This is a genomic window from Bradyrhizobium sp. BWA-3-5 (assembly GCF_032917985.1).
Taxonomy (GTDB): Bacteria; Pseudomonadota; Alphaproteobacteria; order Rhizobiales; family Xanthobacteraceae; genus Bradyrhizobium.
In genome coordinates this window covers 287,147-308,430 of sequence record NZ_CP136626.1, presented here as the reverse complement: position 1 = coordinate 308,430, position 21,284 = coordinate 287,147, and the positions used below count along the sequence as shown (strand labels likewise).

Annotated in this window: 19 protein-coding genes, 1 tRNA gene and 1 pseudogene; 7 read left to right on the top strand and 14 right to left on the bottom strand. The window is 64.6% G+C overall.

The features are described from left to right. Positions 1 to 25: 25 nt before the first annotated feature. Both typA and RX331_RS01450 read left to right on the top strand, forming a co-directional pair. Entirely contained in the window at positions 26 to 1,852 is a 1,827-nt protein-coding gene (gene typA, locus RX331_RS01455) for a translational GTPase TypA (protein WP_317254899.1), read from the top strand. Positions 1,853 to 2,088: 236 nt separating this feature from the next. Next, positions 2,089 to 3,345 (top strand): NAD(P)/FAD-dependent oxidoreductase, encoded by a 1,257-nt coding sequence (locus RX331_RS01450; RefSeq protein ID WP_317254898.1) that lies wholly within the window; start codon positions 2,089 to 2,091, stop codon positions 3,343 to 3,345. A 26-nt stretch (positions 3,346 to 3,371) separates the two neighbouring features. Here RX331_RS01450 and RX331_RS01445 read toward each other — a convergent pair whose 3' ends face one another. From RX331_RS01445 to RX331_RS01430, 4 genes are read right to left on the bottom strand one after another with little or no spacing between them, the layout of a single operon-like run. Continuing rightward, on the bottom strand, positions 3,372 to 3,782 hold the full coding sequence (locus RX331_RS01445; protein WP_317254897.1) for a thiol-disulfide oxidoreductase DCC family protein: 411 nt from the start codon (positions 3,780 to 3,782) through the stop codon (positions 3,372 to 3,374). Beyond that, positions 3,779 to 5,098 carry an SDR family oxidoreductase gene (locus tag RX331_RS01440; RefSeq protein WP_317254896.1) on the bottom strand — a complete coding sequence of 440 codons (1,320 nt, stop codon included), beginning with the start codon at positions 5,096 to 5,098 and terminating at the stop codon, positions 3,779 to 3,781. The genes RX331_RS01445 and RX331_RS01440 overlap by 4 nt, the downstream gene beginning before the upstream one ends. A 5-nt stretch (positions 5,099 to 5,103) precedes the next feature. Next, complete coding sequence (locus tag RX331_RS01435; RefSeq protein ID WP_317254895.1) at positions 5,104 to 5,571, bottom strand: DUF2269 domain-containing protein; 468 nt, start codon at positions 5,569 to 5,571, stop codon at positions 5,104 to 5,106. Next, the gene (locus tag RX331_RS01430) at positions 5,568 to 6,458 is read right to left on the bottom strand and encodes an alpha/beta hydrolase family protein (protein ID WP_317254894.1); all 891 of its coding nucleotides are present in this window, start codon (positions 6,456 to 6,458) and stop codon (positions 5,568 to 5,570) included. Before RX331_RS01430 ends, RX331_RS01435 begins: the two co-directional genes overlap by 4 nt. 290 nt (positions 6,459 to 6,748) lie before the next feature. Here RX331_RS01430 and RX331_RS01425 point away from each other — a divergent pair, with 290 nt between their 5' ends. Next, positions 6,749 to 7,258, top strand: a complete 510-nt coding sequence (locus tag RX331_RS01425) for a GNAT family N-acetyltransferase (RefSeq protein WP_317254893.1) — start codon at positions 6,749 to 6,751, stop codon at positions 7,256 to 7,258. A gap of 98 nt (positions 7,259 to 7,356) precedes the next feature. Next, positions 7,357 to 7,887: an inorganic diphosphatase gene (gene ppa, locus RX331_RS01420; RefSeq protein ID WP_317254892.1), complete on the top strand. Its 531-nt coding sequence runs from the start codon at positions 7,357 to 7,359 to the stop codon at positions 7,885 to 7,887. Between the two features lie 86 nt (positions 7,888 to 7,973). Here ppa and folD read toward each other — a convergent pair whose 3' ends face one another. From folD to RX331_RS01405, 3 genes are all read right to left on the bottom strand, one after another. Beyond that, complete coding sequence (gene folD, locus RX331_RS01415; protein WP_317254891.1) at positions 7,974 to 8,858, bottom strand: bifunctional methylenetetrahydrofolate dehydrogenase/methenyltetrahydrofolate cyclohydrolase FolD; 885 nt, start codon at positions 8,856 to 8,858, stop codon at positions 7,974 to 7,976. An 83-nt stretch (positions 8,859 to 8,941) separates the two neighbouring features. Next, on the bottom strand, positions 8,942 to 9,259 hold the full coding sequence (locus RX331_RS01410) for a DUF167 domain-containing protein (protein ID WP_317254890.1): 318 nt from the start codon (positions 9,257 to 9,259) through the stop codon (positions 8,942 to 8,944). Positions 9,260 to 9,276: 17 nt separating this feature from the next. Continuing rightward, complete coding sequence (locus RX331_RS01405; protein ID WP_283031438.1) at positions 9,277 to 9,567, bottom strand: YggT family protein; 291 nt, start codon at positions 9,565 to 9,567, stop codon at positions 9,277 to 9,279. A gap of 196 nt (positions 9,568 to 9,763) precedes the next feature. On the opposite strand from RX331_RS01405, the gene RX331_RS01400 reads away from it, so the two are divergent. Beyond that, a tRNA-Ala gene (locus tag RX331_RS01400) sits at positions 9,764 to 9,839 on the top strand. A gap of 109 nt (positions 9,840 to 9,948) precedes the next feature. Here RX331_RS01400 and RX331_RS01395 read toward each other — a convergent pair. From RX331_RS01395 to RX331_RS01365, 7 genes are all read right to left on the bottom strand, one after another. Continuing rightward, a complete protein-coding gene (locus tag RX331_RS01395; RefSeq protein WP_317254889.1) occupies positions 9,949 to 10,761 on the bottom strand; it encodes an enoyl-CoA hydratase in 813 nt (270 codons plus the stop codon). Positions 10,762 to 10,871: 110 nt separating this feature from the next. Further along, positions 10,872 to 11,669, bottom strand: a complete 798-nt coding sequence (locus tag RX331_RS01390) for a glutamine amidotransferase (protein ID WP_317254888.1) — start codon at positions 11,667 to 11,669, stop codon at positions 10,872 to 10,874. Between the two features lie 160 nt (positions 11,670 to 11,829). Then, the gene (locus tag RX331_RS01385; protein ID WP_317254887.1) at positions 11,830 to 12,609 is read right to left on the bottom strand and encodes an SDR family oxidoreductase; all 780 of its coding nucleotides are present in this window, start codon (positions 12,607 to 12,609) and stop codon (positions 11,830 to 11,832) included. A gap of 234 nt (positions 12,610 to 12,843) precedes the next feature. Further along, the gene (locus tag RX331_RS01380) at positions 12,844 to 13,350 is read right to left on the bottom strand and encodes a TerB family tellurite resistance protein (RefSeq protein WP_317254886.1); all 507 of its coding nucleotides are present in this window, start codon (positions 13,348 to 13,350) and stop codon (positions 12,844 to 12,846) included. A gap of 245 nt (positions 13,351 to 13,595) precedes the next feature. Further along, positions 13,596 to 15,005: an adenylate/guanylate cyclase domain-containing protein gene (locus RX331_RS01375; protein WP_317254885.1), complete on the bottom strand. Its 1,410-nt coding sequence runs from the start codon at positions 15,003 to 15,005 to the stop codon at positions 13,596 to 13,598. 104 nt (positions 15,006 to 15,109) lie between these two features. Continuing rightward, on the bottom strand, positions 15,110 to 16,489 hold the full coding sequence (locus RX331_RS01370) for a cytochrome P450 (protein ID WP_317254884.1): 1,380 nt from the start codon (positions 16,487 to 16,489) through the stop codon (positions 15,110 to 15,112). A gap of 135 nt (positions 16,490 to 16,624) precedes the next feature. After that, positions 16,625 to 18,010 carry a hydrolase gene (locus RX331_RS01365; protein ID WP_317254883.1) on the bottom strand — a complete coding sequence of 462 codons (1,386 nt, stop codon included), beginning with the start codon at positions 18,008 to 18,010 and terminating at the stop codon, positions 16,625 to 16,627. A gap of 150 nt (positions 18,011 to 18,160) precedes the next feature. On the opposite strand from RX331_RS01365, the pseudogene RX331_RS01360 reads away from it, so the two are divergent. Then, positions 18,161 to 19,839: pseudogene (locus tag RX331_RS01360) on the top strand (MFS transporter). A gap of 224 nt (positions 19,840 to 20,063) precedes the next feature. Next, the gene (locus RX331_RS01355) at positions 20,064 to 21,200 is read left to right on the top strand and encodes a TRAP transporter substrate-binding protein (protein WP_317254882.1); all 1,137 of its coding nucleotides are present in this window, start codon (positions 20,064 to 20,066) and stop codon (positions 21,198 to 21,200) included. The last annotated feature ends 84 nt before the right edge of the window (positions 21,201 to 21,284 follow it).

Sequence of the window (21,284 nt, the reverse complement as noted above, 5' to 3'; positions counted from 1 at the left end):
CCATTGCACGACCAGAAGAAGAGCCATGAACCTTCGTAACGTCGCCATCATCGCCCACGTCGACCACGGCAAGACCACCCTCGTCGACCGCCTGCTGCAGCAATCCGGCACCTATCGCGAGAACCAGAAGGTGACCGAGCGCGCGATGGACTCCAACGACCTGGAGCGCGAGCGCGGCATCACCATTCTGGCCAAGGCTGCTTCGGTGCAGTGGAAGGACACCCGCATCAACATCGTCGACACCCCCGGCCACGCCGATTTCGGCGGCGAGGTCGAGCGCATCCTCAACATGGTGGACGGCGCGCTGGTGCTGGTCGACGCCGCCGAAGGCCCGCTGCCGCAGACCAAATTCGTGGTCTCCAAGGCGCTCAAGGTCGGGCTGAAGCCGATCGTCGTCATTAACAAGGTCGACCGCCCCGACGCACGTCCGACCGAAGTCATCAACGAAGTGTTCGATCTGTTCGCGGCGCTCGACGCCAGCGAGGAGCAGCTCGATTTCCCGATTCTTTACGGGTCGGCTAAGCAGGGCTGGATGGCCGACAGCCCCGACGGCTCGCACGACGCCGGCATGCAGCCGCTATTCGACCTGATCGTGCGCCACGTCGCGCCGCCGACGGTCGAAGAGGGCCCGTTCCGGATGATCGGCACCATCCTCGAGGCCAACCCCTATCTCGGCCGCATCATCACGGGGCGCATCACTTCGGGCGCGATCAAGCCGAACCAGCAGGTGAAGGTGCTGGGCGCCGATGGCAAGACCATCGAGCAGGGGCGTATCACCAAGATCCTCGCGTTCCGCGGCATCGAGCGCACGCCGCTGGATGAAGCCGAAGCCGGCGACATCGTCGCCATCGCGGGCCTCACCAAGGGCACCGTCGCCGACACCTTCTGCGACCCCACGGTCGAGACGCCGCTGGTGGCGCAACCGATCGATCCGCCGACGGTTTCGATGTCGTTCATTGTCAACAACTCGCCGCTCGCCGGCACCGAAGGCGACAAGGTGACGAGCCGCATGATCCGCGACCGCCTGATGCGCGAAGCCGAAGGCAATGTCGCGCTGCGCGTGGTCGAGGCCGCCGACAAGGATTCCATGGAAGTCTCGGGCCGCGGCGAATTGCAGCTCGCGATCCTGATCGAGACCATGCGCCGCGAGGGCTTTGAGCTTTCGGTGTCGCGTCCGCGCGTCGTGCTGCAGAAGGACGAGGCCACCGGAGCGTGGCAGGAGCCGATCGAGGAAGTCGTGATCGACGTCGACGAGGAGCATTCCGGCGTCGTCGTGCAGAAGATGAGCGAGCGCAAGGCCGAGATGATCGAGATGCGCCCGTCCGGCGGCAACCGCCTGCGACTGGTGTTCTACGCGCCGACCCGCGGCCTGATCGGCTACCAGGGCGAACTCTTGACCGACACCCGCGGCACCGCGATCATGAACCGCCTGTTCCACGGCTATGCCAACTACAAGGGCGACATCCAGGGCCGCCGCAACGGCGTCCTGATTTCCAACGACCAGGGCGAGGCGGTGGCCTATGCCATGTTCAAGCTGGAAGACCGCGGTCCGATGATGATCGAGCCGGGCTGGAAGGTCTACAAGGGCATGATCGTCGGCGAGCACACCCGCGACAACGACCTCGAGATCAACGTGCTCAAGGGCAAGCAACTCACCAACATCCGCACCACCTCCAAGGACGAAGCGGTGCGCCTGACGCCGCCGATCCGGATGACGCTGGAAAAGGCGCTGGCCTATATCGAGGACGACGAGCTGGTCGAGGTGACCCCGAAGTCGATCCGCCTGCGCAAGAAGTTTCTGGACGCCAACGATCGCAAGCGCGCGGAAAAGGCCAAGGAAGCGGTGGCGTAGACAGGTCTCGTGCCCCGGCTCAGCAGCGCAGCGCGATAGCGGTGCGCTGCTGAGCCGGGGCCCAGCGCTCGTGGCACTTTGCGGGTCCCGGCTCAGCGGAGCAGCGTTACCGGACGATGCTTCGCATCGCCTAGGCTGCGCCGCGTCCGGGACGTGATAGCATCGTCCTCCCTTCGCGATGACGGCCATGCTCGAGGCCGCTTCTGGCACGGCGTCTAACGTGCTACAGCCGTGCCATGACCTCCCTGCCCTCCTCCGTCGATGTCGCCATCATCGGCGCCGGTGCCGCCGGCCTCGGCGCCGCCAATGCGCTGAAGGATTCAGGCCTTTCCGCCATCGTCCTGGAGGCGCGCGACCGCCTCGGCGGCCGGGCGCATACCATCATGGCCTCGCCCGACGTCACGTTCGATGTCGGATGCGGCTGGCTGCATTCGGCGGATAGAAACTCGTTCGTCGCGATTGCCAAACAGCTTGGCTTCGAGATCAACCGGGCCCTGCCGCCCTGGCGCGAGCGCGCCTATGGCGAGGCGTTTCCACAAGCCGACCGCGACAATTTCATCGACGCGCTGAACGCATTCTACGCGCGCGCCGAGCAAGCGGCGACGGAGGCCGTCAAGACGGGTCGCGACGGCGCCGCCAGTCTCTATCTCGAGCCCGGCAATCGCTGGAATCCGATGATCGATGCGATCTCGACCTACGTGAACGGACGGGAGCTCGATCAGGTCTCCATTCTCGACATGGCCGCCTACGAGGACACCGATATCAACTGGCGCGTCCGCCGCGGCTATGGCGCTCTCGTTGCAGCTTATGGCGCCTCATGTCCGGTGGCGCTCAATTGCGCGGTGACGCTGATCGATCATTCCGCAAAGCGCATCCGCATCGAAACGTCGCGCGGCACGATGGAGGCGGACAAGGTCATCGTCACTGTGCCGACCAACTTGATCGCGGATGAAGCGATCCGCTTCCATCCCGCTCTGCCCGCAAAAGTCGACGCCGCGCGCGGCCTGCCGCTCGGCCTTGCCGACAAGATCACACTGGCGCTGGAGGATGCTGAGTCGCTGCCCGTCGAGGGCAATCTGCGCGGCGCCACCATGCGCACCGGCATGGGCGCCTATCACATCCGCCCGTTCGGCCAGCCCTGCATCGAGGGTTTTTTCGGCGGCCGCTTCGCGCAATCGCTGGAGGACGCCGGCGATGGCACGCTGGCCGCGGCCGGCATCGACGAGATCGTCTCCTTCCTCGGCAATGATTTCCGCCGCAGGCTGAAGCCGCTCGCGGAATCGCGCTGGGCCCACGATCCGTTTGCGCGCGGATCATATTCGCACGCGCTGCCAGGACACGCCGGCGACCGCGCCGTGCTCGCCGCACCCGTCGACAACAGGCTGTTCTTTGCCGGCGAAGCGACCTCGCCGGATTTTTTCACGACCGCGCATGGGGCACGGGACAGCGGCGAGCGGGCGGCGGGAGAGGTTCTGGCGGCGTCGACGAAGTGATTATCTCACCGCCGGGGCACCTTAATCTACTCCATCACCCGTGCCCGCATATCCGCATCGGGAACAAAACACTCGTCATACTTCCCAAAAATCCGGTAGCGATTGCGCGCCACGAGGCTGTACACCGCATCGCGCAGCGGCTTGGGCACGGCGAACAGGACGCGCACCCAGCCCCATCGCGGCAACTGGCTCAGCACCGTCAGCGCCGCGTCGGACTTCAGCCATGCCACGCCGCCATGCACGACCGCGTTGGTATCGGGATCATCGGGATCGATGCCGAACGTTTGCGCGAGTCTGGTGCCGTAGGGCGACTGGATTGCGGTGAAGCGAAATTTTCGTTCAACGTCGCGCGTGGCGACGAAGCGGACCCAGCGTGAGCAGAAGATGCAGACGCCCTCGTAGAGAATGACGTCATCGTCAGGCCATTTGCCAGTCATCTATTATCCAGCGTCAAGAACGCCACCAGCATCAGCACGATGGCAGGACCGGTCTTCACCAGCGCGCCCAGCGGCTCGATCCAGAGATCCGGCGTCAGGATTGCCGCACCAAACATATAGCCGAGCGAGGCCATGATACCCGCGATCAGGCCGAATGCCGAGGTGCGGCGGAACGCGATCAAGACACCGATGCTCATGTCCATCAGGCTGGTGCCGACGGTGATGGGGTCGACGAGCCGGGCCGGAAAATTATGGCTGCGCAGGATATCGGCCGCCGCGTCGTAGGAGATCACCAGCGCGATAAAGCCCGACATCACCCAGAACGCAACGGAGCTTGCGATGATCACCGCCTTGATCGGAAACAACCGGGCAAACCATTTGTCCTGAATGGTCGCCGGCCGCTGCGCGGCCATCTCCGCGATGGATTTCGGCGTGATGCCGGTGGCGCGAATCCATCGCGCGGGGTTGCCTTTGACGCCGCGGCGCAGCTCGGCGATCGCGGTGCTGCGCATCGGCGGCATCCAGCCGAACAGGTTGGCGAGGTCGCCGAGTCTGGCACCGAGATCGAGCAGCAACGCCGGCATCGCGATGCGCGGCCATTCGCGGGTGCCGAGCGCATGGCGGAAGTGATCGACCACGCCGCCGAGCGTGACCGGCGCCTCCTGCATAAGGTCCCAGGTCTCGCCATTGGCTTCGCCTGGATCGCGCGCGGCGAGCCAGGCAATGGTCGCGGCGATGTCCTCCATCGCAATCGGCTGGAACGGCGTGGCCTGTTCGTCGTCGGGAAGATCGAACGGATAGGCCGCGAGCGAACGCATCATGGCGCTGCCGCCATAGGCCGCCAGCGCCACCACGAAGCCGGGCCGCAGGATCGTGTAGGCAACGCCGGACTCCGCGATCAAGCGCTCGCCCTCGCGCTTGGTGGTGCTGAAGTTGGTCTGGTCGGTTTCGGTCGTGCCGGGAATAGAGATATGCACGAGGCGGATCGCACGGCGGCTGTGTTTGATCGCCTTCAGCAGCCGTGTCACAAAATCGCGGTGCACGGCGCCGGTGTCGCTGCCGGGGCCGTCCTGCAGGACGCCGAGGCAGTTGACGACGACGTCGATGCGATGGTCGCACATCAGCTTCGTCAGCGCGGATGCCTCCATCGACATCAGCGGCAGTTCGAGATCGTGCGCGCCGGTCTTCTGCGACGCCGACAGTTTGCGGGCGACGCCCACCACTGGAAATCCACGGATACGCAGGTCGCGCGTGATGAAGCAACCGATCAGACCGGAAGCGCCGAGCACGAGTATTTTTCTGATGTCGGCGTTCATGCTGTCTAGAACGGTTTGGCGATCATCAGCCACAGAATAGCCATGACCGAGCCGAACCCGGGAATCCCGAACAGAAACCAGCGGTGGAAAAGTGCGAAATAGCGGGGAGACAGCTCCTGATTGTGCTCGGTCGCCTTGCGCGCGAGATCACGCATCTCGATCTGCATGAAGGCGACTGGCACCCAGAACAGCCCCGCCACCGCATAGAAGGCGAGCGAGACCATCAGCCAGCGTTCGCTCCATGCCGTGGCGGACAACCACATCAGCGCGGCCCCGCTCACCGGCTGCAGCAGCACCGCCGTCAGCGTGAACAGCATGTCGGCGATGACGACGGTCTCCGCCGTGCGCGCGACGAAGGCGACATCGCGGCCGCGATGCGCCATCAGCATGAAGAACGCGATGCCCGTGCCGGTGCCGAGAATGACGGTGGCGCCGAGCACATGCAGATATTTGATGATGAAATACAGCGTCATCGCTTCTTCCCCGCCGCCGCCGATCGCGCCTTCAGGGCGCGGTCGATCTCAGTGCCGGCGAGTGCGACGCCGCTCGCGGTCTCCGCCAGCCAGTGTCCCTCGCTGCCATGGGCCGGCAGCACGCGGAAATCGACCTTGCCGCCGCCAGCGCGGAATGCATCCGCCAATTGCCTGGAGAATGCCGGCGAGAAATAGCTGTCATTGGCGGCCACCAGCCAGGTTACTTTTGCGCGCGCGGCCTTGCCGAATTCGTTTGCGGCTGAAATCAGCGTATGCGGCGCGCAGACCTTGCCGGGAAGATCGTTGGCATGCCCGCCGCGTCCCGGCGCGAACGCGATGATCGCGGCGACGCTGTCGTCGCCGGCCAGCGCCAGCGCGCCCCAGCCGCCAGCCGAATGGCCGATCACAACCGATCCTCCGGGCCGGATGAAGGACTGCTTGCGCAGCAGACCGATCGCGGCGGCGATCTCATCCGCCGTAGCGCGGCCGGCGCGCGCATAGTCCGCTTCATCGCAGCCGCCCTGGTCCTCGAGATACTTTCCGCCCGCGCCATGGCCCGGCCGCTCCGGAACCAGCACGGCAAAGCCGCGCGCCACCAGCCAGGCGGCGAGCGCGCGATATTCGGGCTGCGGCATCTGCGCCCGCCGCAAGACGTTCTGCGTGGTAGCGTGCGCGATCACCGCAAGTGGAAACGGTCCCTCGCCCGGCGGCCTGAACAGCACGGCGCGCGCGGTGGCGCCGGAATCGGCGGAGGGCACCCGCCATTGCTGCAGCCGATGCGGCTCGCCTTCCGTACCTTGCGCGCCGAGGCCCGTCTGCGCAGCCGCGCTTTCCACACCGAGCGCGGCAGCGAGAACCAGCGCAACAAGCACGGTTGGCGGACGCATGAGATGACCTGATTGAGCCGAAGGTGGGAGCAGTTGCGAAGTCGCCAGCAGAATACCGCCGGCGAATCAAATCCAGTGCATTTTTCCGTGAGCGGCATTCTCGGAGCGCGTGCCATGGATGATTCTGACAACCATTTCGCTACGGCCCTGGCGACGAAACGCCCGCTACGGCAACCGCTTGTCCTCTTTCGATACATATGGACGCGTTAACTGATGCAGAAAATCCACAGGTTAACCGATAATTAACGATGGACCTTGAAGCCGGCCCGCCGACTTGCTTTGATTAGGACATGAGCACAACCCTGATCGAGGTCCGACCGGCCAAAGCTGCAGACGCAGCTGCGGTGGCGTCTACCCATGATGAAGCCTGGCGCTCCGCCTATCAGGGCATCATTCCCGGCGCCGAGCTCGAAAAACTTATTAACCGTCGCGGCCCGCAATGGTGGGACAGCGCGATTCGCAAAGGCAGCCGCGTCAGCGTGCTGGTGTTCGGCGACAAGGTCGCGGGCTACGCCAATTACGGCCGCAACCGCGCCCGCAGCCTGCATTTCGAAGGCGAGATCTACGAGCTCTATCTGCGGCCGGAATTCCAGGGCCTCGGCTTCGGCCGCCGCCTGTTCACATCAGCCCGGCGTGACCTGATGCAGAGCGGCCTGAAGAGCATGGTGATCTGGGCGCTTTCGGATAATGACCCGGCGACGGAATTCTACCGCGCGCTCGGCGGCCGGATGGTAGCTCGTTCCTCCGAGAAATTCGGGCACAAGTCGCTCGATAAGGTCGCCTTCGCCTGGACCAACTGAGTCTAATTGAGGCTTTTCCCTGCTCCGCCGCCGGTCTAAAGGGACCCGGATGCGCGCCTGATTCCGGGCGCGACCTGTAACGCCAAGCGGAGTCCCTTATGCGCATTGACGCCATCCCGATCGGTGTAAATCCGCCACACGACGTCAACGTCATTATCGAGGTGCCGGTTGGCGGCGAGCCGATCAAATACGAGATGGACAAAGAAGCCGGTACGCTGGTGGTCGATCGCTTCCTCTATACGGCGATGCGCTATCCCGGCAATTACGGCTTCATCCCGCATACGCTGTCGGGCGACGGCGATCCCTGCGACGTCCTGATCGCCAACACCCGCGCGATCGTGCCGGGCGCCGTGATGAGCGTGCGGCCCGTCGGCGTGCTGCTGATGGAAGACGAGGCCGGCGGCGATGAGAAGATCATCGCGGTGCCGTCCTCGAAGCTGACCCAGCGCTATGACAAGGTCCGGAACTACAACGACCTGCCCGACATCACGCTGCAGCAGATCCAGCACTTCTTCGAGCACTACAAGGATCTCGAAAAGGGCAAATGGGTGAAGGTGCTGCGCTGGTTGGGAGCCGAGGACGCTCACCGGCTGATCCTGGAAGGTATCGAGCGCGCGAAGAAGAAGTAGCGACTCTCGCGTCCCAAATGCCCGCGGCGGGTGACGAGAAGGCTCCCTCGCCCCGCCCCTGCGGGGAGAGGGAGTGAAGACAACCTTCACACCCCCGGCTTCGGCAGCCCCTTGATCGCACAGGCCGCGCGTAACGTGTTCACCAGCAGGCACGCCACTGTCATCTGCCCGACCCCGCCGGGCACCGGCGTAATCGCGCCGGCAACCTCCGAAACCTCCGTGAACGCGACGTCGCCCACCAGACGCGTCTTGCCCTGGGCGCCCGGCAGGCGGTTGATGCCGACGTCGATCACGGTGGCCCCCGGCTTGATCCAGTCGGCGCGGACCATTTCGGGCTTGCCGACCGCGGCATAGACCAGATCGGCGCGGGCGCAGAGTTGCGGCAGATCCTTTGAGCGCGAATGAGCGATCGTCACCGTCGCGTTTTCATTGAGCAGCAATTGCACCAGCGGACGGCCGACCAGGTTGGAGCGGCCAATGACGATCGCGTTCATGCCCTCCAGCGAGGCGTGCACGCTCTTGGTCAGGATGATGCAGCCGAGCGGCGTGCACGGCGACAGCGCGGCAAAGCCGCCGGCCAGCCGTCCCGCATTGTTGGGATGCAGGCCGTCGACATCCTTGGCCGGATCGATCGCGTTGATGATGGTCTCGGTGTGAATCGATTTCGGCAGCGGCAATTGCACGAGAATGCCGTGCACGGCGGGATCGCCGTTGAGCTTTGCGATCAGCGCCAGCAGATCGGCCTGCGCGACGTCATCGGGCAGCTTGTGCTCGAACGAGGCCATGCCGGCGGCCTGGGTCTGGGTATGCTTGCTGCGGACATAGACCTCGCTGGCGGGGTCGTTGCCGACCAACACCACCGCCAGGCCCGGCGTCAGCTGATGCTCGCGCTTGACCTTCGCTACCTCGTCCGCGACGCGGGCGCGAAGCTCTGCGGCAATGACCTTTCCGTCGATAATGCGTGCCGTCATCTCAATCCTTTGTCTTCAGTTTGCGCATGATCTTTTCGGAAAACCGGTGCCCACTTTGCGCTACGCGGCCGTACCGGTCCGGATCATGCTTTGGCGGCGGTCGCCTTCCGGAGTGTCTCGCCGAGAATTTTGGGATCACCCTCGACGGCAACCTGCTTCAGGCGCGAGGTCGTGCCTGAAAGAATGTTTACCCGCGCCTTCGGCACACCCAGCACCTTTGCCAGCAATTCCGTAACCGCACGGTTGGCCTCGCCGCCGTCGGCGATGGCGCGGACGCGAACCTTGACCACGGAACGCCCGTTGGCGAGCGTTTCAATACCGTCGATGCCGTCCCTGCCGCCTCGCGGCGTCACCCGGAGCGCAATACTGACGCCGTCGGTGGAATAGCGCCAAGGATCCATCCCTTAGGCGTCCGCGATCAGATCACGTTGGGATAGACGTAATAGAGGATCACCCGCTGGATGAACATGATGATCAGGATCAGGATGATCGGCGAGATATCGAGGCCGCCGAGATTGGGCATGAAGCGGCGGATCGGCGCCAGCGCGGGCTCGGTGATCCGGTAGAGGAACTCGGCCACCGCGGCGACGAACTGGTTGCGGGTGTTCACGACATTGAAGGCGATCAGCCAGGACAGGATGGCGGACGCGATCAGGAGCCAAACATAGAGGTCAAGGACGATGATGACGATATCGAGGATGGCACGCATGTGGCGGGGGTGCTCGCGAGGTGGGGTACAACGCTAGATATCGGTTCATCCCCCCGCAAACAAGGGAAGTTCCCGGCAAAATGACGCCAAAATCGGCCGTTTCAAGTTTCTTGCACTGTTCTTGACTTGGCCTTGGGGCGGACTGTAAATGACGCCGATTGTCGGCTGCTTCGGGTCACTCCGAGACGGCCGCGACGGGGCCATAGCTCAGCTGGGAGAGCGCGTCGTTCGCAATGACGAGGTCGGCGGTTCGATCCCGCCTGGCTCCACCAGCCTTCGCAGGCTGCACTGCTTCGGCTGGGCAAGCCTCTTTCGTAGCGAAGGCTGCCTCGCCATAGCCCGAAGGGCGACGGCGGGCTGGATCCGCAACAAGGCAGCCCCTCATTTCCCCGTAAACCGCGGCGGCCGCTTCTCCACAAAACTCGCCACGCCCTCCTTAAAGTCACTGCCCTTCAGCGCGATTTGCATTTCGCGGTTGGCGTCGATCGTCGCCTCGGCCAGCGTCTGGAACGGCACGTCGTAGAGCTGGCGCTTGATCACGGAAATCGCGCTCGGTGAGACGAAATCGGCGAGATCGCGGGCATAGGCATAGGTCTCCTCGCGTAAGCGCTCCGGCGCATAGATCCGGTTGACCAGCCCGATCCGCAGCGCCTCCTCGCTGGAGACCCGCCGCGCGGACATCAGCAAGTCGAGCGCATTGGCATGGCCGACGATGCGCGGCAGCATCCAGCTGATGCCGTGCTCGGCGATCAGCCCGCGGCGCGCGAACGAGGTGGTGAAGACGGTGTTGTCGGCGGCAAAGCGCAGGTCGCAGTAGAGCGCATGCACGAGGCCGATGCCGGCGGTGGCGCCGTTCAGCATGCCGATCACGGGTTTTGGGATCGCCGGATAATAGGCGTAGCGGGCCTGCCAGTCTGCCCGGCGATCCATGTCGAAGGGCGGCGTATTCTCGCCGCGCCTGATCTCGCTGGGATCGATGGCCTGCAGCGCCGCCATGTCAGCGCCCGCGCAGAAGGCGCGGCCGGCGCCAGTCAGCACGATGACGCGGACGTTGTCGTCGCCGGCCGCGGCCTCCATCGCATGCCGCACATCGCGCTCCATGGTCGCGGTCCACGCATTCATGCGGTCGGGACGGTTGAGCGTGATGGTCGCGATCTTGTCGCTCACCTCATAGAGAATATGCTGATAGGTCACGAGGTCGCCTCCCTTTGCCCGTTCGGAACTGCAGGCTTCAGGAGCGCAACACTATCACATCGACGGATTTTGAAAGGCGTTCGAAGGCGCGAGGAAATTCCGCGCGGCGGCTATTCGGCGGCCTCCAGCAGAAGGGCGCGCGGCGTGCGCATGGTCCAGCCCGCAATGAAATTGTTCAGCCAGGTGCGCTCGGCCACGTCGTGGACCGCGCGTCCCTCGAAGTGCAGATGACGCGGCTGCGCTCCCGGCGATTCCATCCGCACGCAGCCGCGCGTGGTCCAGCGATGCATCATCGCGTAGGTGACGTCGGGATGAAACTGCAGGCCGAACGCATGGCCTGATTGGAAGGCCTGCACCGGAAAGTCGTCGCCTTCGGCGAGCAGCTCGGCGCCATGAGGCAGCTGAAATCCTTCGCCATGCCAGTGGTAGACGCGCGCAGGCCAGTCCGCGCAGAGGGCGTGACCGGCGGCCGTCGGGCGGATCGGATAGTAGCCGACCTCCACACGTCCTTCGCGATGCGGCGCGACCTCTGCGCCGAGTTGCCTGGCCAGCATCTGCGCGCCGAGACAAATGCCGAGGAACGGCCGCTGCTCGCGCAAGGGAATTTCGATCCAGTCGATCTCGCGACGGACATAGTCGTCGGGATCGTTGGCGCTCATCGGCCCGCCGAAGATGACCGCGCCGGCATGGCCATCCAGCGTTTCCGGCAAGGGGTCGCCGAACCGCGGACGGCGGATGTCGAGGGGATAGCCGAGCGCGCGCAGGGCATTGCCGACCCGGCCTGGCGTCGAAGTTTCCTGATGCAGGATGATCAGCACCGGCCTGAGAGCCGGACCCGAGGCAGCCGAGGTGCCGCGACCCGGGAAGGGCAGCACGTTCTCGTGACCACTGTGCGACCGGAACGACATCGGCGTTACCTGGGACCTCGAAGTGAAACCATACCTAAGTGATTCTTAATTTCGCGTGAGTTCACGCACACACGCAAAAATGCAAACGCCGGGCCAGACGCGGCCAGCGCGGCTTATGCGGCGCGAACGGCCGCCGCCCTCCGGAAAAACACGGGATTCTTCAGCGCTGGCGAAGCTGGAGACGGCCGACGGCGCCCAGAATGAAGGAGCGCGGAAACAGGCGCAGCAGGAATGGCACAATCTTGATGCCGATGCCCGGCATCACTGCACGTTTGTTAGCCATCAATCCGCGATAGGCCTGCTGGGCGACGTCGGCGGGCAAAACCTTGAGAACCGCCGAATCGAAACCGGGCCGGAAGCCGGCGCGGGCCTGGAATTCCGATGGCACCGGACCTGGACACAGCACCGTGACACGCACGCCATGCGGCGCGAGTTCGGCGCGCATCGCCTCCGTGAACGAAAGCACATAGGCCTTGGTAGCGTAATAGATCGCCATTCCCGGGCCAGGCAGAAAGCCCGCAATCGAGCCGACGTTCAGAAGCCCGCCGCGGTTGCGGATCAACTGGTCGGAGAAGCGCAGCGACAGGTCGGTCAGCGCGCGGATGTTGACCGCGATCATGTCGAGCTGATCGGCGCGGTCGCGCTGCACCGCCTTGCCGAACAGCCCGAACCCCGCATTGTTGACGACGTACTCGACTTCGACGCCGGCAGATGTCAGCGCCGCGGCGATCTTGTCGCCGCAGTCCGGCTGCACGAGGTCGCAGGGAATGACGATCGGAGCCGCGCCGCCCGCAGCGGTGATTTCGGCGGCAAGCGCCGTCAGGCGATCGGCGCGCCGCGCGATCAGCACCAGACGATGGCCATGTGACGCAAAAACGCGCGCCAGTTCGGTGCCTATCCCCGCTGATGCACCGGTAATCAGCGTCACACGCTCGGTCACAGTCGAATGCTCTTAGGTCATTGCAAAGATATTGCTTAGCTAAGGGAACGAGAGCATAGGGGCGAGGTGCGGCGCAAGCCACGTGCATGGCATATGCCCATGCGCCGTTTCCCGTCTCGGCAATTGAAGTTCAATGTTTTCAGGATCATCGCCGCGTTATCGCGACAGACCGGGACGCAGATTAAAATTTCGTCATCCGCAGTGTCGTGCAATCAGTGGGTGTGGCGGCGGCCGTCATGTCGACGCATCGGCCGTCTTCGAAACCGCGCCGGCCGAACCCGGCTGCCGCTGCGCGGCCGCCTTGTGCTTGAGCTCGAGCCGATCGCGCGATGAAATCCCAAGCAGATCGGCGGCGCGCCACACGACGTTGTCCTCGAACTCGCTGACATCGCCGTCGGCATAGACGAGCTCCCACATCATCTCGATGATGCGGAGCCGGCCCTCCTCATTCACCGAACGCATGATGACGCTGGTGAAATGATAGAGATCGACGGCCTCGCCCTCGGCGCGCGTCGCCTGCGCGATCAGGTGATCGGCCTTGCCGGGATCGAGCTTGAAGCGGCTTTCGATCAGGCTGTGCAGCTTGCGTTTCTCGGCCGCGTTCGGCTCGCCATCGAGCGAGACGACATGAACCAAGAGCGCGGTCGCCGCCAGAAGATAGCCGGTGTCGTCAAACGCGAGATCCGTATCGGCGCTGGGCGCGACGATGTCGGCAATGAATTGGCGCAGTCCGTCGAGCATCAATCCACCTGCAAATGCGTGAAGAAGCCTGTCGATCGAATATGGGTTGAAAATGCGACCGCCGCAATCAACGCCCGGCTGCGCATGCAGATTAAATCGCCGTCACGTTTGAAGTGCGCGGGCTGAGGTTAGGGTCGCGCTTCTCGAAGATGGACCTGTAGCCGCCGCCGACGTCGCTACAGGACAGCACGACAATACAGTTGCAAATGATTCGCATTTGCCCGAGAACGAACCGACTGGTCAAGTTACGGTATCTCGTACACCACCATCTTGTCGGCGATGCCGCGCAGCGCGGCTTCCTTCTGGATCGGCCGGATCGCCTCCTTCTGAAGGATCGAGGCGACGGCCGGCGACTCGATAATGGATCCGGTGATGTGGATCTCCTGCGAGGTCGACAGGCTCTGCACCCTGGAAGCGATGTTGACGGTCTGGCCGAAATAATCCTGCCGCTCGTTCAGCATCACCGCGAGGCATGGGCCCTCGTGGATGCCGATCTTGACGATCAAATCCTCGCGGCCACGCTCGGCATTGAGCGCCGCCATCGCCGCGCGCATGCGCAAGCCCGCGACGATCGCATGCTCGGGCCGAATGAAGGTCGCCATCACGGCGTCGCCGATCGTCTTCACGACAGCGCCCTTTTCGGACGCGATGATGTCGAGCAGCGCGTGGAAATGCGCCCGCACCAGATCGAAGGCAGCGAGATCGCCAACCCGCTCGTAAAGCGCCGTGGAGCCCTTCAGATCGGTGAACAGGAAGGTCAGCGAGGTGATCTTCAGCCGCTGATCGACGTTGAGATTATCAGCCTTGAACACGTCGCGAAACGTCTGGTTGGACAGCATCCGCTTGGCGGTGAGGATCGGCTTGCGCTTGCCGAGCAACTCATGGAGCGTGTCGTTCGCGACCCAGACCCCGGGCAGCACCCGCGTATCGGTCTGGTTCTCCAGCGCTAGGCGCAGCGGTCCCGGCCGCATCACGGTCGAGCCCGTCGGCGCATGCAGCTTGTTGAACACGACCGAAAACTGCTGCCGCTCGCGGCTCGGCTCGCCCTGGACGTCGAAGAAATGCGCCGAATGCGTCACCGGCTCGAACACGATGACGAACTGATTGGGCAGTTGCAGCGACAGCACCGCCTTCTCGCCCGGCGGCAGCTCGATGGCCTCGAGCGAAACCTCGTCGATCAGCCGCTGGATCGATTCCTCGCTCAGGTCCATCCCCGAGCTCCAGAACATCTGGCGGTTATATTCCCAGATCGGCAGCGTGCTCGGGTCATGCGCGGCGATGCGCCGGACGCGTGGGCTCACCGTAAAAGCGACCTCGACGCGATCGTCGACGGAGGCTTCATAGCCTTGCGCGCAGAGTGCGCAATTATAGTCGTCGTGACGAAGCGATTTGAGCGTGTTGTGCGCGCCGAGCACGCCGCCGCAGCCGGGGCACAGCACGTTCCAGGTGAGATCGAACAGCCCGAGCCGCGCCGAATGCAGAAAGGCGGAGATCACCTTTTCCTCGTCGAGCCCGTAGCGCGCGGCAAAATCGAGCAAGTTGATCCGGTTGAGGTCGCGGTCCTCACCCTTGGCGATCAGTTGCGAAATGGCGTCGACCACCGCGGGATCGGCGGTCTGGCGCAGAACGGAGAACTGGGCCTGGGTATCGCTCATGCTGGCAACCTAGATGACGGTCCTGAGGCCGCTTCGCAAGCTATTCATTCGTTGCCGGGCGCGTTTTGTTACGCGCACGGGCAATCCATCCGATCACAAAAGCACTACCGGGGCGTGATGGTAAACATCGGCGAGCGGTCAGGCTGCGTCGTCACCACGCCGATCGGCTTCACCGGTTCCTTGTCGACCAGCGTCACGCGGAACGCGCCGATCATCTTGGCGAGCGCCAGCGTCGCCTCGACCAGCGCGAAATGCGCGCCGATGCAGACGCGGGCGCCGACGCCGAACGGCAGATAGGCGAAGCGGTCGGGCGGCGTTCCCGTCATGAAACGGGACGGGATGAAGGCGTTCGGATTGCGCCAGAGTTTTTCGTGCCGGTGCAGGATCCACGGCGCGATCAGGATGACGTCCTTCTTGCTGATCGGCAGTCCCGCGATCGTGTCCGGCCCGCCAGCCGCACGCGCGATAAGGAACGCCGGCGGATAGAGCCGCATCGTCTCGTCCATCACGGCGCGGGTGAATTTCAGCCTGTCGAGATCGAGCGCGCCACTGACGCTTGCGCCCTCCACTTCCCGCGCCACCTCCTCCTGCGTTAAGGGATCGAGCGCCAGAAGATAGAGCGCCCAGAACAGCGCGGTCGCCGTCGTCTCATGACCGGCGAGGATCATGGTCGCGACCTGATCGCCGAGCTGATCGTCGGTAAACGCGAGCCCGGTTTCGGGATCGCGCGCCTCACCCATCAGGTCGAACAGGTCGCGCGCCGGAGCGCCGGCTTTCTTGCCGGCGGCGCGGCGCTCGGCCATCAGCATGCCGACGAAGGCGGTCCAGCGCTTGCGGAAACGCGCGCGCTTGAAATCCTGCGGGCTCGGCCAGCTCAACGGCAGCAGCAGATCGAGAAAATGCGGCCGCGCCAGGTGCTCGCCATACTCCATCACGAAATCGCGCAAGGCGGCGCCGTGTTGCTCCATGCCGAACGAGAACATCGTGCGACCCGCGATCTCCAGCGTCATGCGCTGCATCGCCTCGCGCAGGTCGACCGGTGCATTGCTCGCCGCGCGGAGCTTGGCGACGGTCTCGTCGGTCGCGGCCAGCATATGCGGAATGAGCGTCGTCACCGCGCGCGGCGTGAACGCCGGCGCCAGCGTCCGGCGCTGATGCTTCCACGCGCGTCCTTCGGCAATCAAAAGCCCCTGGCCGAGGATCGGACGCAGCACCCGGAAGCTGACCGGGGTGCGCGTATAGTTTTCGAAATTGTCGACCAGCACATGCTTGATCGCATCGGGCACATTGAGAATGAAGCTGTTGCGGCCGAAGAAGCGGCCCCGGATGATATCTTCCTCATAGGCCGGCTGGCCCCACATCCCGATCGGGCTTTCGCGGATCGCCTTCAGCCTGGCGAACAGCGACATGTTGTCGGGCGCGCGGGGCGGGCTCGGCGGCACCAGCGGTGACACGGGGACATCGTAGACTTCGGCAATGCTCATGGGCGCCTGTCCCGTAGCCCGGATGAGCGCAGCGATATCCGGGATCCTGCCAAGGCCCGCATATCGCTGCGCTCATGCGGGCTACGATTATCTAAGTCTCGATCCAGGCGCCGCAAAGGCGCCGTCGATAAACAGCTAGTAAGTCAGCTCAGCCACTGCAATCCGATTTTCCGACGCCGGCCACGCTCGCGCCACGATTCGCTCTGTATTGAACATCGCGACCACGGGCCGGCCAACCTCTTCTGCCGCCAGCCGCAACGTCGCGGTCGAATCCGTCGGCACGCCCGGCTTCACGTCTTTTGGCTCCTTGCCGTCGATCAGCACCACATCACGCGGCATGCCAAAATAGCCGCGCGGGCGCGTCATCAGCACGACGGCGCCCGCACCTGCATCCGCACTCCCGATCGGCCGCGCGGCACGCAGATGGACGATGTCGGACGAGCGCGGAAACGGCGAACGATAGATGTGCGTCGTCGTCGAGCCGGGCGAGGTCAGCACGATTTCGAGATACCAGGTGGGCTCGACCTGCGCCGGCCCCCAGCGGCCATCGGCGCCGGTCTGCGAGGAATGGATCGGCCCGCCGGTGCGTTCACCGGTCTCGGCCGAGACGCGATAGATCTCGACCGTCGCGCCGGAGACCGGGCGGTTGGTAACGACGCCACCGGGCGAGCCTGTCACCAGCCCGCTCAACCTGATCTCGGTTTCCGGCACGATGGCGATGCGTGACGGCTCCCTGCCTGCAATGAATTTGTAGATCTCGCGAAACGCACGCGGATGAAACGCGACCTCGCGATGATCCAGCGCGCCGAGCACGAGATTGGTCGCGCCTTTCAGCGCCGGGCCATCGGATGCTATGCCGGTCGGCACGCCCGGCTTGCCGACGAAGCGGCCGTCGGCTTGCGCATATTTGTCCATGCCGTCGCTTCGCAAGGTGAGGAACGCCGTGCCCGCCGTCACCTCGCTCTCGCCCTCGTTCAGGCCGCGCAGGAACGGTCCGCGGCCGTTGAATTCGCCGCCGAGTCCCTCCTCCCATTGGTAGACGCCGTGGTTGGGAACGCCGCACAGCACGACATGGCTGACGTCGGCACCACCGCCATTCTTGACGATATTGCGTATCGCATAGCCGCCGCGCGAATTGCCGACCAGCGCGACACGCGGCGCACCGCTGCGGCGCTTCAATTCCTTGATTGCTTCGCCGAGCTCGCGGCGCTGATCTTCGGTCGAGGAGCGGTTCGCCTGCTCCACCTTGTCGTCAGTCCGCGCCAGGGGATCGGTGAAGCTGATCGCCATCATCCCTTCGCGCGGCACGCCGTTCGATTCCATGCGCCACAGCGTGGTGATCCACAGCGCGGCATGATCGCCATTGCCGTGCACGAATAGAACAGGTGGAATCTCGTTCGCCGCAGATGACGCCGCGGCCGGCTGTGCCAGCGCAGAGAAGCTGAGATTTCCGGCAAGGCCGCCGGCCAGCAGCGGTAGCGCGCCGGCGCCCCGCAGCATCGTTCGCCGCGTCAGGTCCATTCCAGTTCCCCCTCCTTATTTGCTTATCTTAGCTGTGCCCTCGCCGTCCTCCTACTGACCCAACGACTGGACAGCGCAAGCTTTTCGCGGGCATCTGTGAAGGGCCCGCAGGAATCATCGCACTCCATAGCAGCTCAACCGGAACCGGATATGACCGAACCGCCCAAGCGCTCCGACAGTATCACCGCACCGCTGCGCCATTCGGTGTTCCGACGGATCTGGCTGGCGAGCCTGTTGTCGAACCTCGGCATCCTGATCCAGGGCGTGGGCGCCGCCTGGGCGATGACGCAGATGACCTCGTCCGCCGACAAGGTGGCGCTGGTGCAGACCGCGCTGATGCTGCCGATCATGCTGATCTCGATGCCAGCCGGCGCCATCGCCGACATGCACGACCGCCGCGTCGTCGCGATGGCGGCGCTGTTGATCGCACTGACCGGCGCGACCGCGCTCACCTTATTCTCGTGGTTCGGCTGATCACGCCCAACGTGCTCCTGCTGTTCTGCTTCGTCGTTGGCACCGGCATGGCGCTGATGGGGCCGGCCTGGCAATCTTCCGTCAGCGAGCAGGTGCCGCCGGAAACCTTGCCGGCAGCGGTTGCGCTCAACGGCATCAGCTACAACATCGCGCGCAGTTTCGGCCCCGCGGTCGGCGGCATCATCGTCGCAACCGCAGGCGCGGTGGCGGCCTTCGCCATCAACGCTGTGCTGTATTTGCCGTTACTGATCGTGCTGTTTCTCTGGAAGCGGGTGCACGAGCCCTCGCGGTTGCCGCGCGAGCGGCTCAACCGCGCCATGGTTTCCGGCGTGCGCTACATCACCAATTCGCCGTCGATCAAGATCGTGCTGACCCGAACGCTGGTGACCGGCATCATCGGCGGCTCGGTCTCGGCGCTGATGCCGTTGATCGCGCGCGACCTGCTGCATGGCGGCGCGCAGACCTATGGCGTCATGCTCGGCGCCTTCGGCATGGGCGCCGTGTTCGGCGCCCTCAACATCGGCACCGTCCGAAGGCAACTGAGCGGCGAGGCCGCGGTGCGTGCCTGCACGATCTCGCTGGCCGGCGCGATCGCTGCCGTCGCGCTCTCGACCAGCGCCTTCCTGACCGCAATTGCGCTCGTGCTGGCCGGCGCGGTGTGGATGCTGGCGGTCGCGCTGTTCAATATTGGCGTCCAGCTCTCGGCGCCGCGCTGGGTCGCCGGGCGCTCGCTGGCCGCCTTCCAGGCCGCGATCGCCGGCGGCATTGCGATCGGAAGCTGGGGCTGGGGCCATCTGACCGATGACTATGGCGTCGAGGTGGCGCTGCTGGTCTCCGCCGGAGCGATGCTGGTATCGCCGCTGCTCGGCATCTGGCTGCGCATGCCGCCGGTCGGCGCCCGCTACGAGCCGCCGGCCGAGGCGCTGGCCGATCCCGAGGTAAAGTTGTCGCTGACCGGGCGCAGCGGGCCGCTGGTGGTGGAGATCGAATACCGCGTGGCGCAGGACAACGCCCGCGCCTTCCACAATGTGATGCAGGAGGTGCAGCTCTCCAGGCAGCGCAACGGCGCCTATGGCTGGTCGATCGCCCGCGACATCGCCGACCCGGAATTGTGGACCGAGCGCTATCACTGCCCGACCTGGCTGGATTATCTGCGCCAGCGCAGCCGCGCGACCCAGTCCGAGCGCGCCCTGCACCAGCGCGCGATCGACTTTCACCTCGGCCCCGAACCGATCCGCGTCCGCCGCATGCTGGAGCGTCCGTTCGGCTCGGTGCGCTGGAAAGAAGACACCCCCGACCGCGCCGCCAACGAGGTTTTGCCCGTGGTCGCGACCGCAGCCGGCAGCAGCACCTGATATGGCCCCCGCGCGGGCCCGCACTTCCCGCGGCCGTTAACCAATTGCACGCCCGTCGCCCGGGATCCTGCCATGGGTTGCTGCCCATCGCTCCGCGCCGCAGCCTAACGCCGCATTGGTATAACGTATCCTTGCCAAAGCTCGGGCCGGAACCGTAGAGTTCGCCCCAATCAACAATGGCTGGCCGCCAAAAAGTAAAGGCCGGCTCAACCGGGAGGATACCCATGACCAAGCCGACCAAGGACACCACGTCCCGCCGCCGCTTCCTGACGGCCGCCGCCGCGGGGGCCGCCACCGCCGTCGCCGCGCCGAACGTCGTCAAGGCCCAGGGCCCGATCAGCATGCGCTGGCAGAGCACCTGGCCGTCCAAGGACATTTTCCACGAATACGCGCAGGACTACGCGAAGAAGGTCAATGACATGACCGGCGGCGATCTCAAGATCGAGGTGCTTCCGGCAGGTGCCGTGGTGCCGGCATTCGGCCTGCTCGACGCCGTCTCCAAGGGCGTGCTCGACGGCGGCCATGGCGTGCTGGTCTATCATTACGGTAAGCAGACCGCGCTGGCGCTGTGGGGCTCGGGCCCGGGGTTTGCCATGGACGCCAATATGCTGCTGGCCTGGCACCGCTACGGCGGCGGCAAGGAGCTGCTCGAAAAGCTCTATGCGTCGATCAACGCCAACGTGGTCTCGTTCCCCTACGGGCCGATGCCGACCCAGCCGTTCGGCTGGTTCAAGAAGCCGGTCTCCAAGCTCGACGACGTCAAAGGACTCAAATTCCGCACCGTCGGCATCTCCATTGACGTCTATTCGGGCATGGGTGCGGCAGTGAACGCGCTGCCGGGCGGTGAAATCGTGGCTGCCATGGACCGCGGCCTGCTCGACGCGGCCGAGTTCAACAACGCCAGCTCTGACCGCGTGCTGGGCTTCCCCGACGTTTCCAAGGTCTGCATGCTGCAGAGTTATCATCAGAACGCCGAGCAGCTCGAGATCATGTTCAACAAGGACAAGTACAACGCGCTGCCGGACAAGATGAAGTCGATCATCGCCAACGCCGTGGACGCGGCGTCCGCCGACATGTCCTGGAAGGCGATCGACCGTTACTCCAAGGACTACGTCGAGCTGCAGAGCAAGGACAACGTCAAGTTCTACAAGACGCCCGATGCGATCCTGAAGCGTCAACTCGAGATCTATGACGAGGTGGCGAAGAAGAAGGCGGCGGAGAACCCGTTGTTCAAGGAGATCATCCAGTCGCAGATCGAGTTCGCCAAGCGCGCGACGCAGTGGGAGCAGGACACGGTGGTGAGCCGTCGCATGGCCTACGACCACTATTTCGGGCCGAACGCCGCGGCGAAGAAGATCTGATCACGAAATAAAACCGGCAAGGCGCCGTCCGGACAACACCCCGGACGGTGCCTTGTGCTATGTTGGGGCTGTCTCTTATGCCGA

Coding starts and splice junctions, on each gene's coding strand:
- RX331_RS01425 (WP_317254893.1), top strand. CDS start 6,749: ATGAGCACAACCCTGATCGAGGTCCGACCGGCCAAAGCTGCAGACGCA.
- RX331_RS01450 (WP_317254898.1), top strand. CDS start 2,089: ATGACCTCCCTGCCCTCCTCCGTCGATGTCGCCATCATCGGCGCCGGT.
- RX331_RS01380 (WP_317254886.1), bottom strand. CDS start 13,350: ATGCTCGACGGACTGCGCCAATTCATTGCCGACATCGTCGCGCCCAGC.
- folD (WP_317254891.1), bottom strand. CDS start 8,858: ATGACGGCACGCATTATCGACGGAAAGGTCATTGCCGCAGAGCTTCGC.
- RX331_RS01440 (WP_317254896.1), bottom strand. CDS start 5,098: ATGAACGCCGACATCAGAAAAATACTCGTGCTCGGCGCTTCCGGTCTG.
- typA (WP_317254899.1), top strand. CDS start 26: ATGAACCTTCGTAACGTCGCCATCATCGCCCACGTCGACCACGGCAAG.
- RX331_RS01375 (WP_317254885.1), bottom strand. CDS start 15,005: ATGAGCGATACCCAGGCCCAGTTCTCCGTTCTGCGCCAGACCGCCGAT.
- RX331_RS01430 (WP_317254894.1), bottom strand. CDS start 6,458: ATGCGTCCGCCAACCGTGCTTGTTGCGCTGGTTCTCGCTGCCGCGCTC.
- RX331_RS01370 (WP_317254884.1), bottom strand. CDS start 16,489: ATGAGCATTGCCGAAGTCTACGATGTCCCCGTGTCACCGCTGGTGCCG.
- RX331_RS01435 (WP_317254895.1), bottom strand. CDS start 5,571: ATGACGCTGTATTTCATCATCAAATATCTGCATGTGCTCGGCGCCACC.
- RX331_RS01410 (WP_317254890.1), bottom strand. CDS start 9,259: ATGGATCCTTGGCGCTATTCCACCGACGGCGTCAGTATTGCGCTCCGG.
- RX331_RS01365 (WP_317254883.1), bottom strand. CDS start 18,010: ATGGACCTGACGCGGCGAACGATGCTGCGGGGCGCCGGCGCGCTACCG.
- RX331_RS01405 (WP_283031438.1), bottom strand. CDS start 9,567: ATGCGTGCCATCCTCGATATCGTCATCATCGTCCTTGACCTCTATGTT.
- ppa (WP_317254892.1), top strand. CDS start 7,357: ATGCGCATTGACGCCATCCCGATCGGTGTAAATCCGCCACACGACGTC.
- RX331_RS01390 (WP_317254888.1), bottom strand. CDS start 11,669: ATGTCGTTCCGGTCGCACAGTGGTCACGAGAACGTGCTGCCCTTCCCG.
- RX331_RS01355 (WP_317254882.1), top strand. CDS start 20,064: ATGACCAAGCCGACCAAGGACACCACGTCCCGCCGCCGCTTCCTGACG.
- RX331_RS01445 (WP_317254897.1), bottom strand. CDS start 3,782: ATGACTGGCAAATGGCCTGACGATGACGTCATTCTCTACGAGGGCGTC.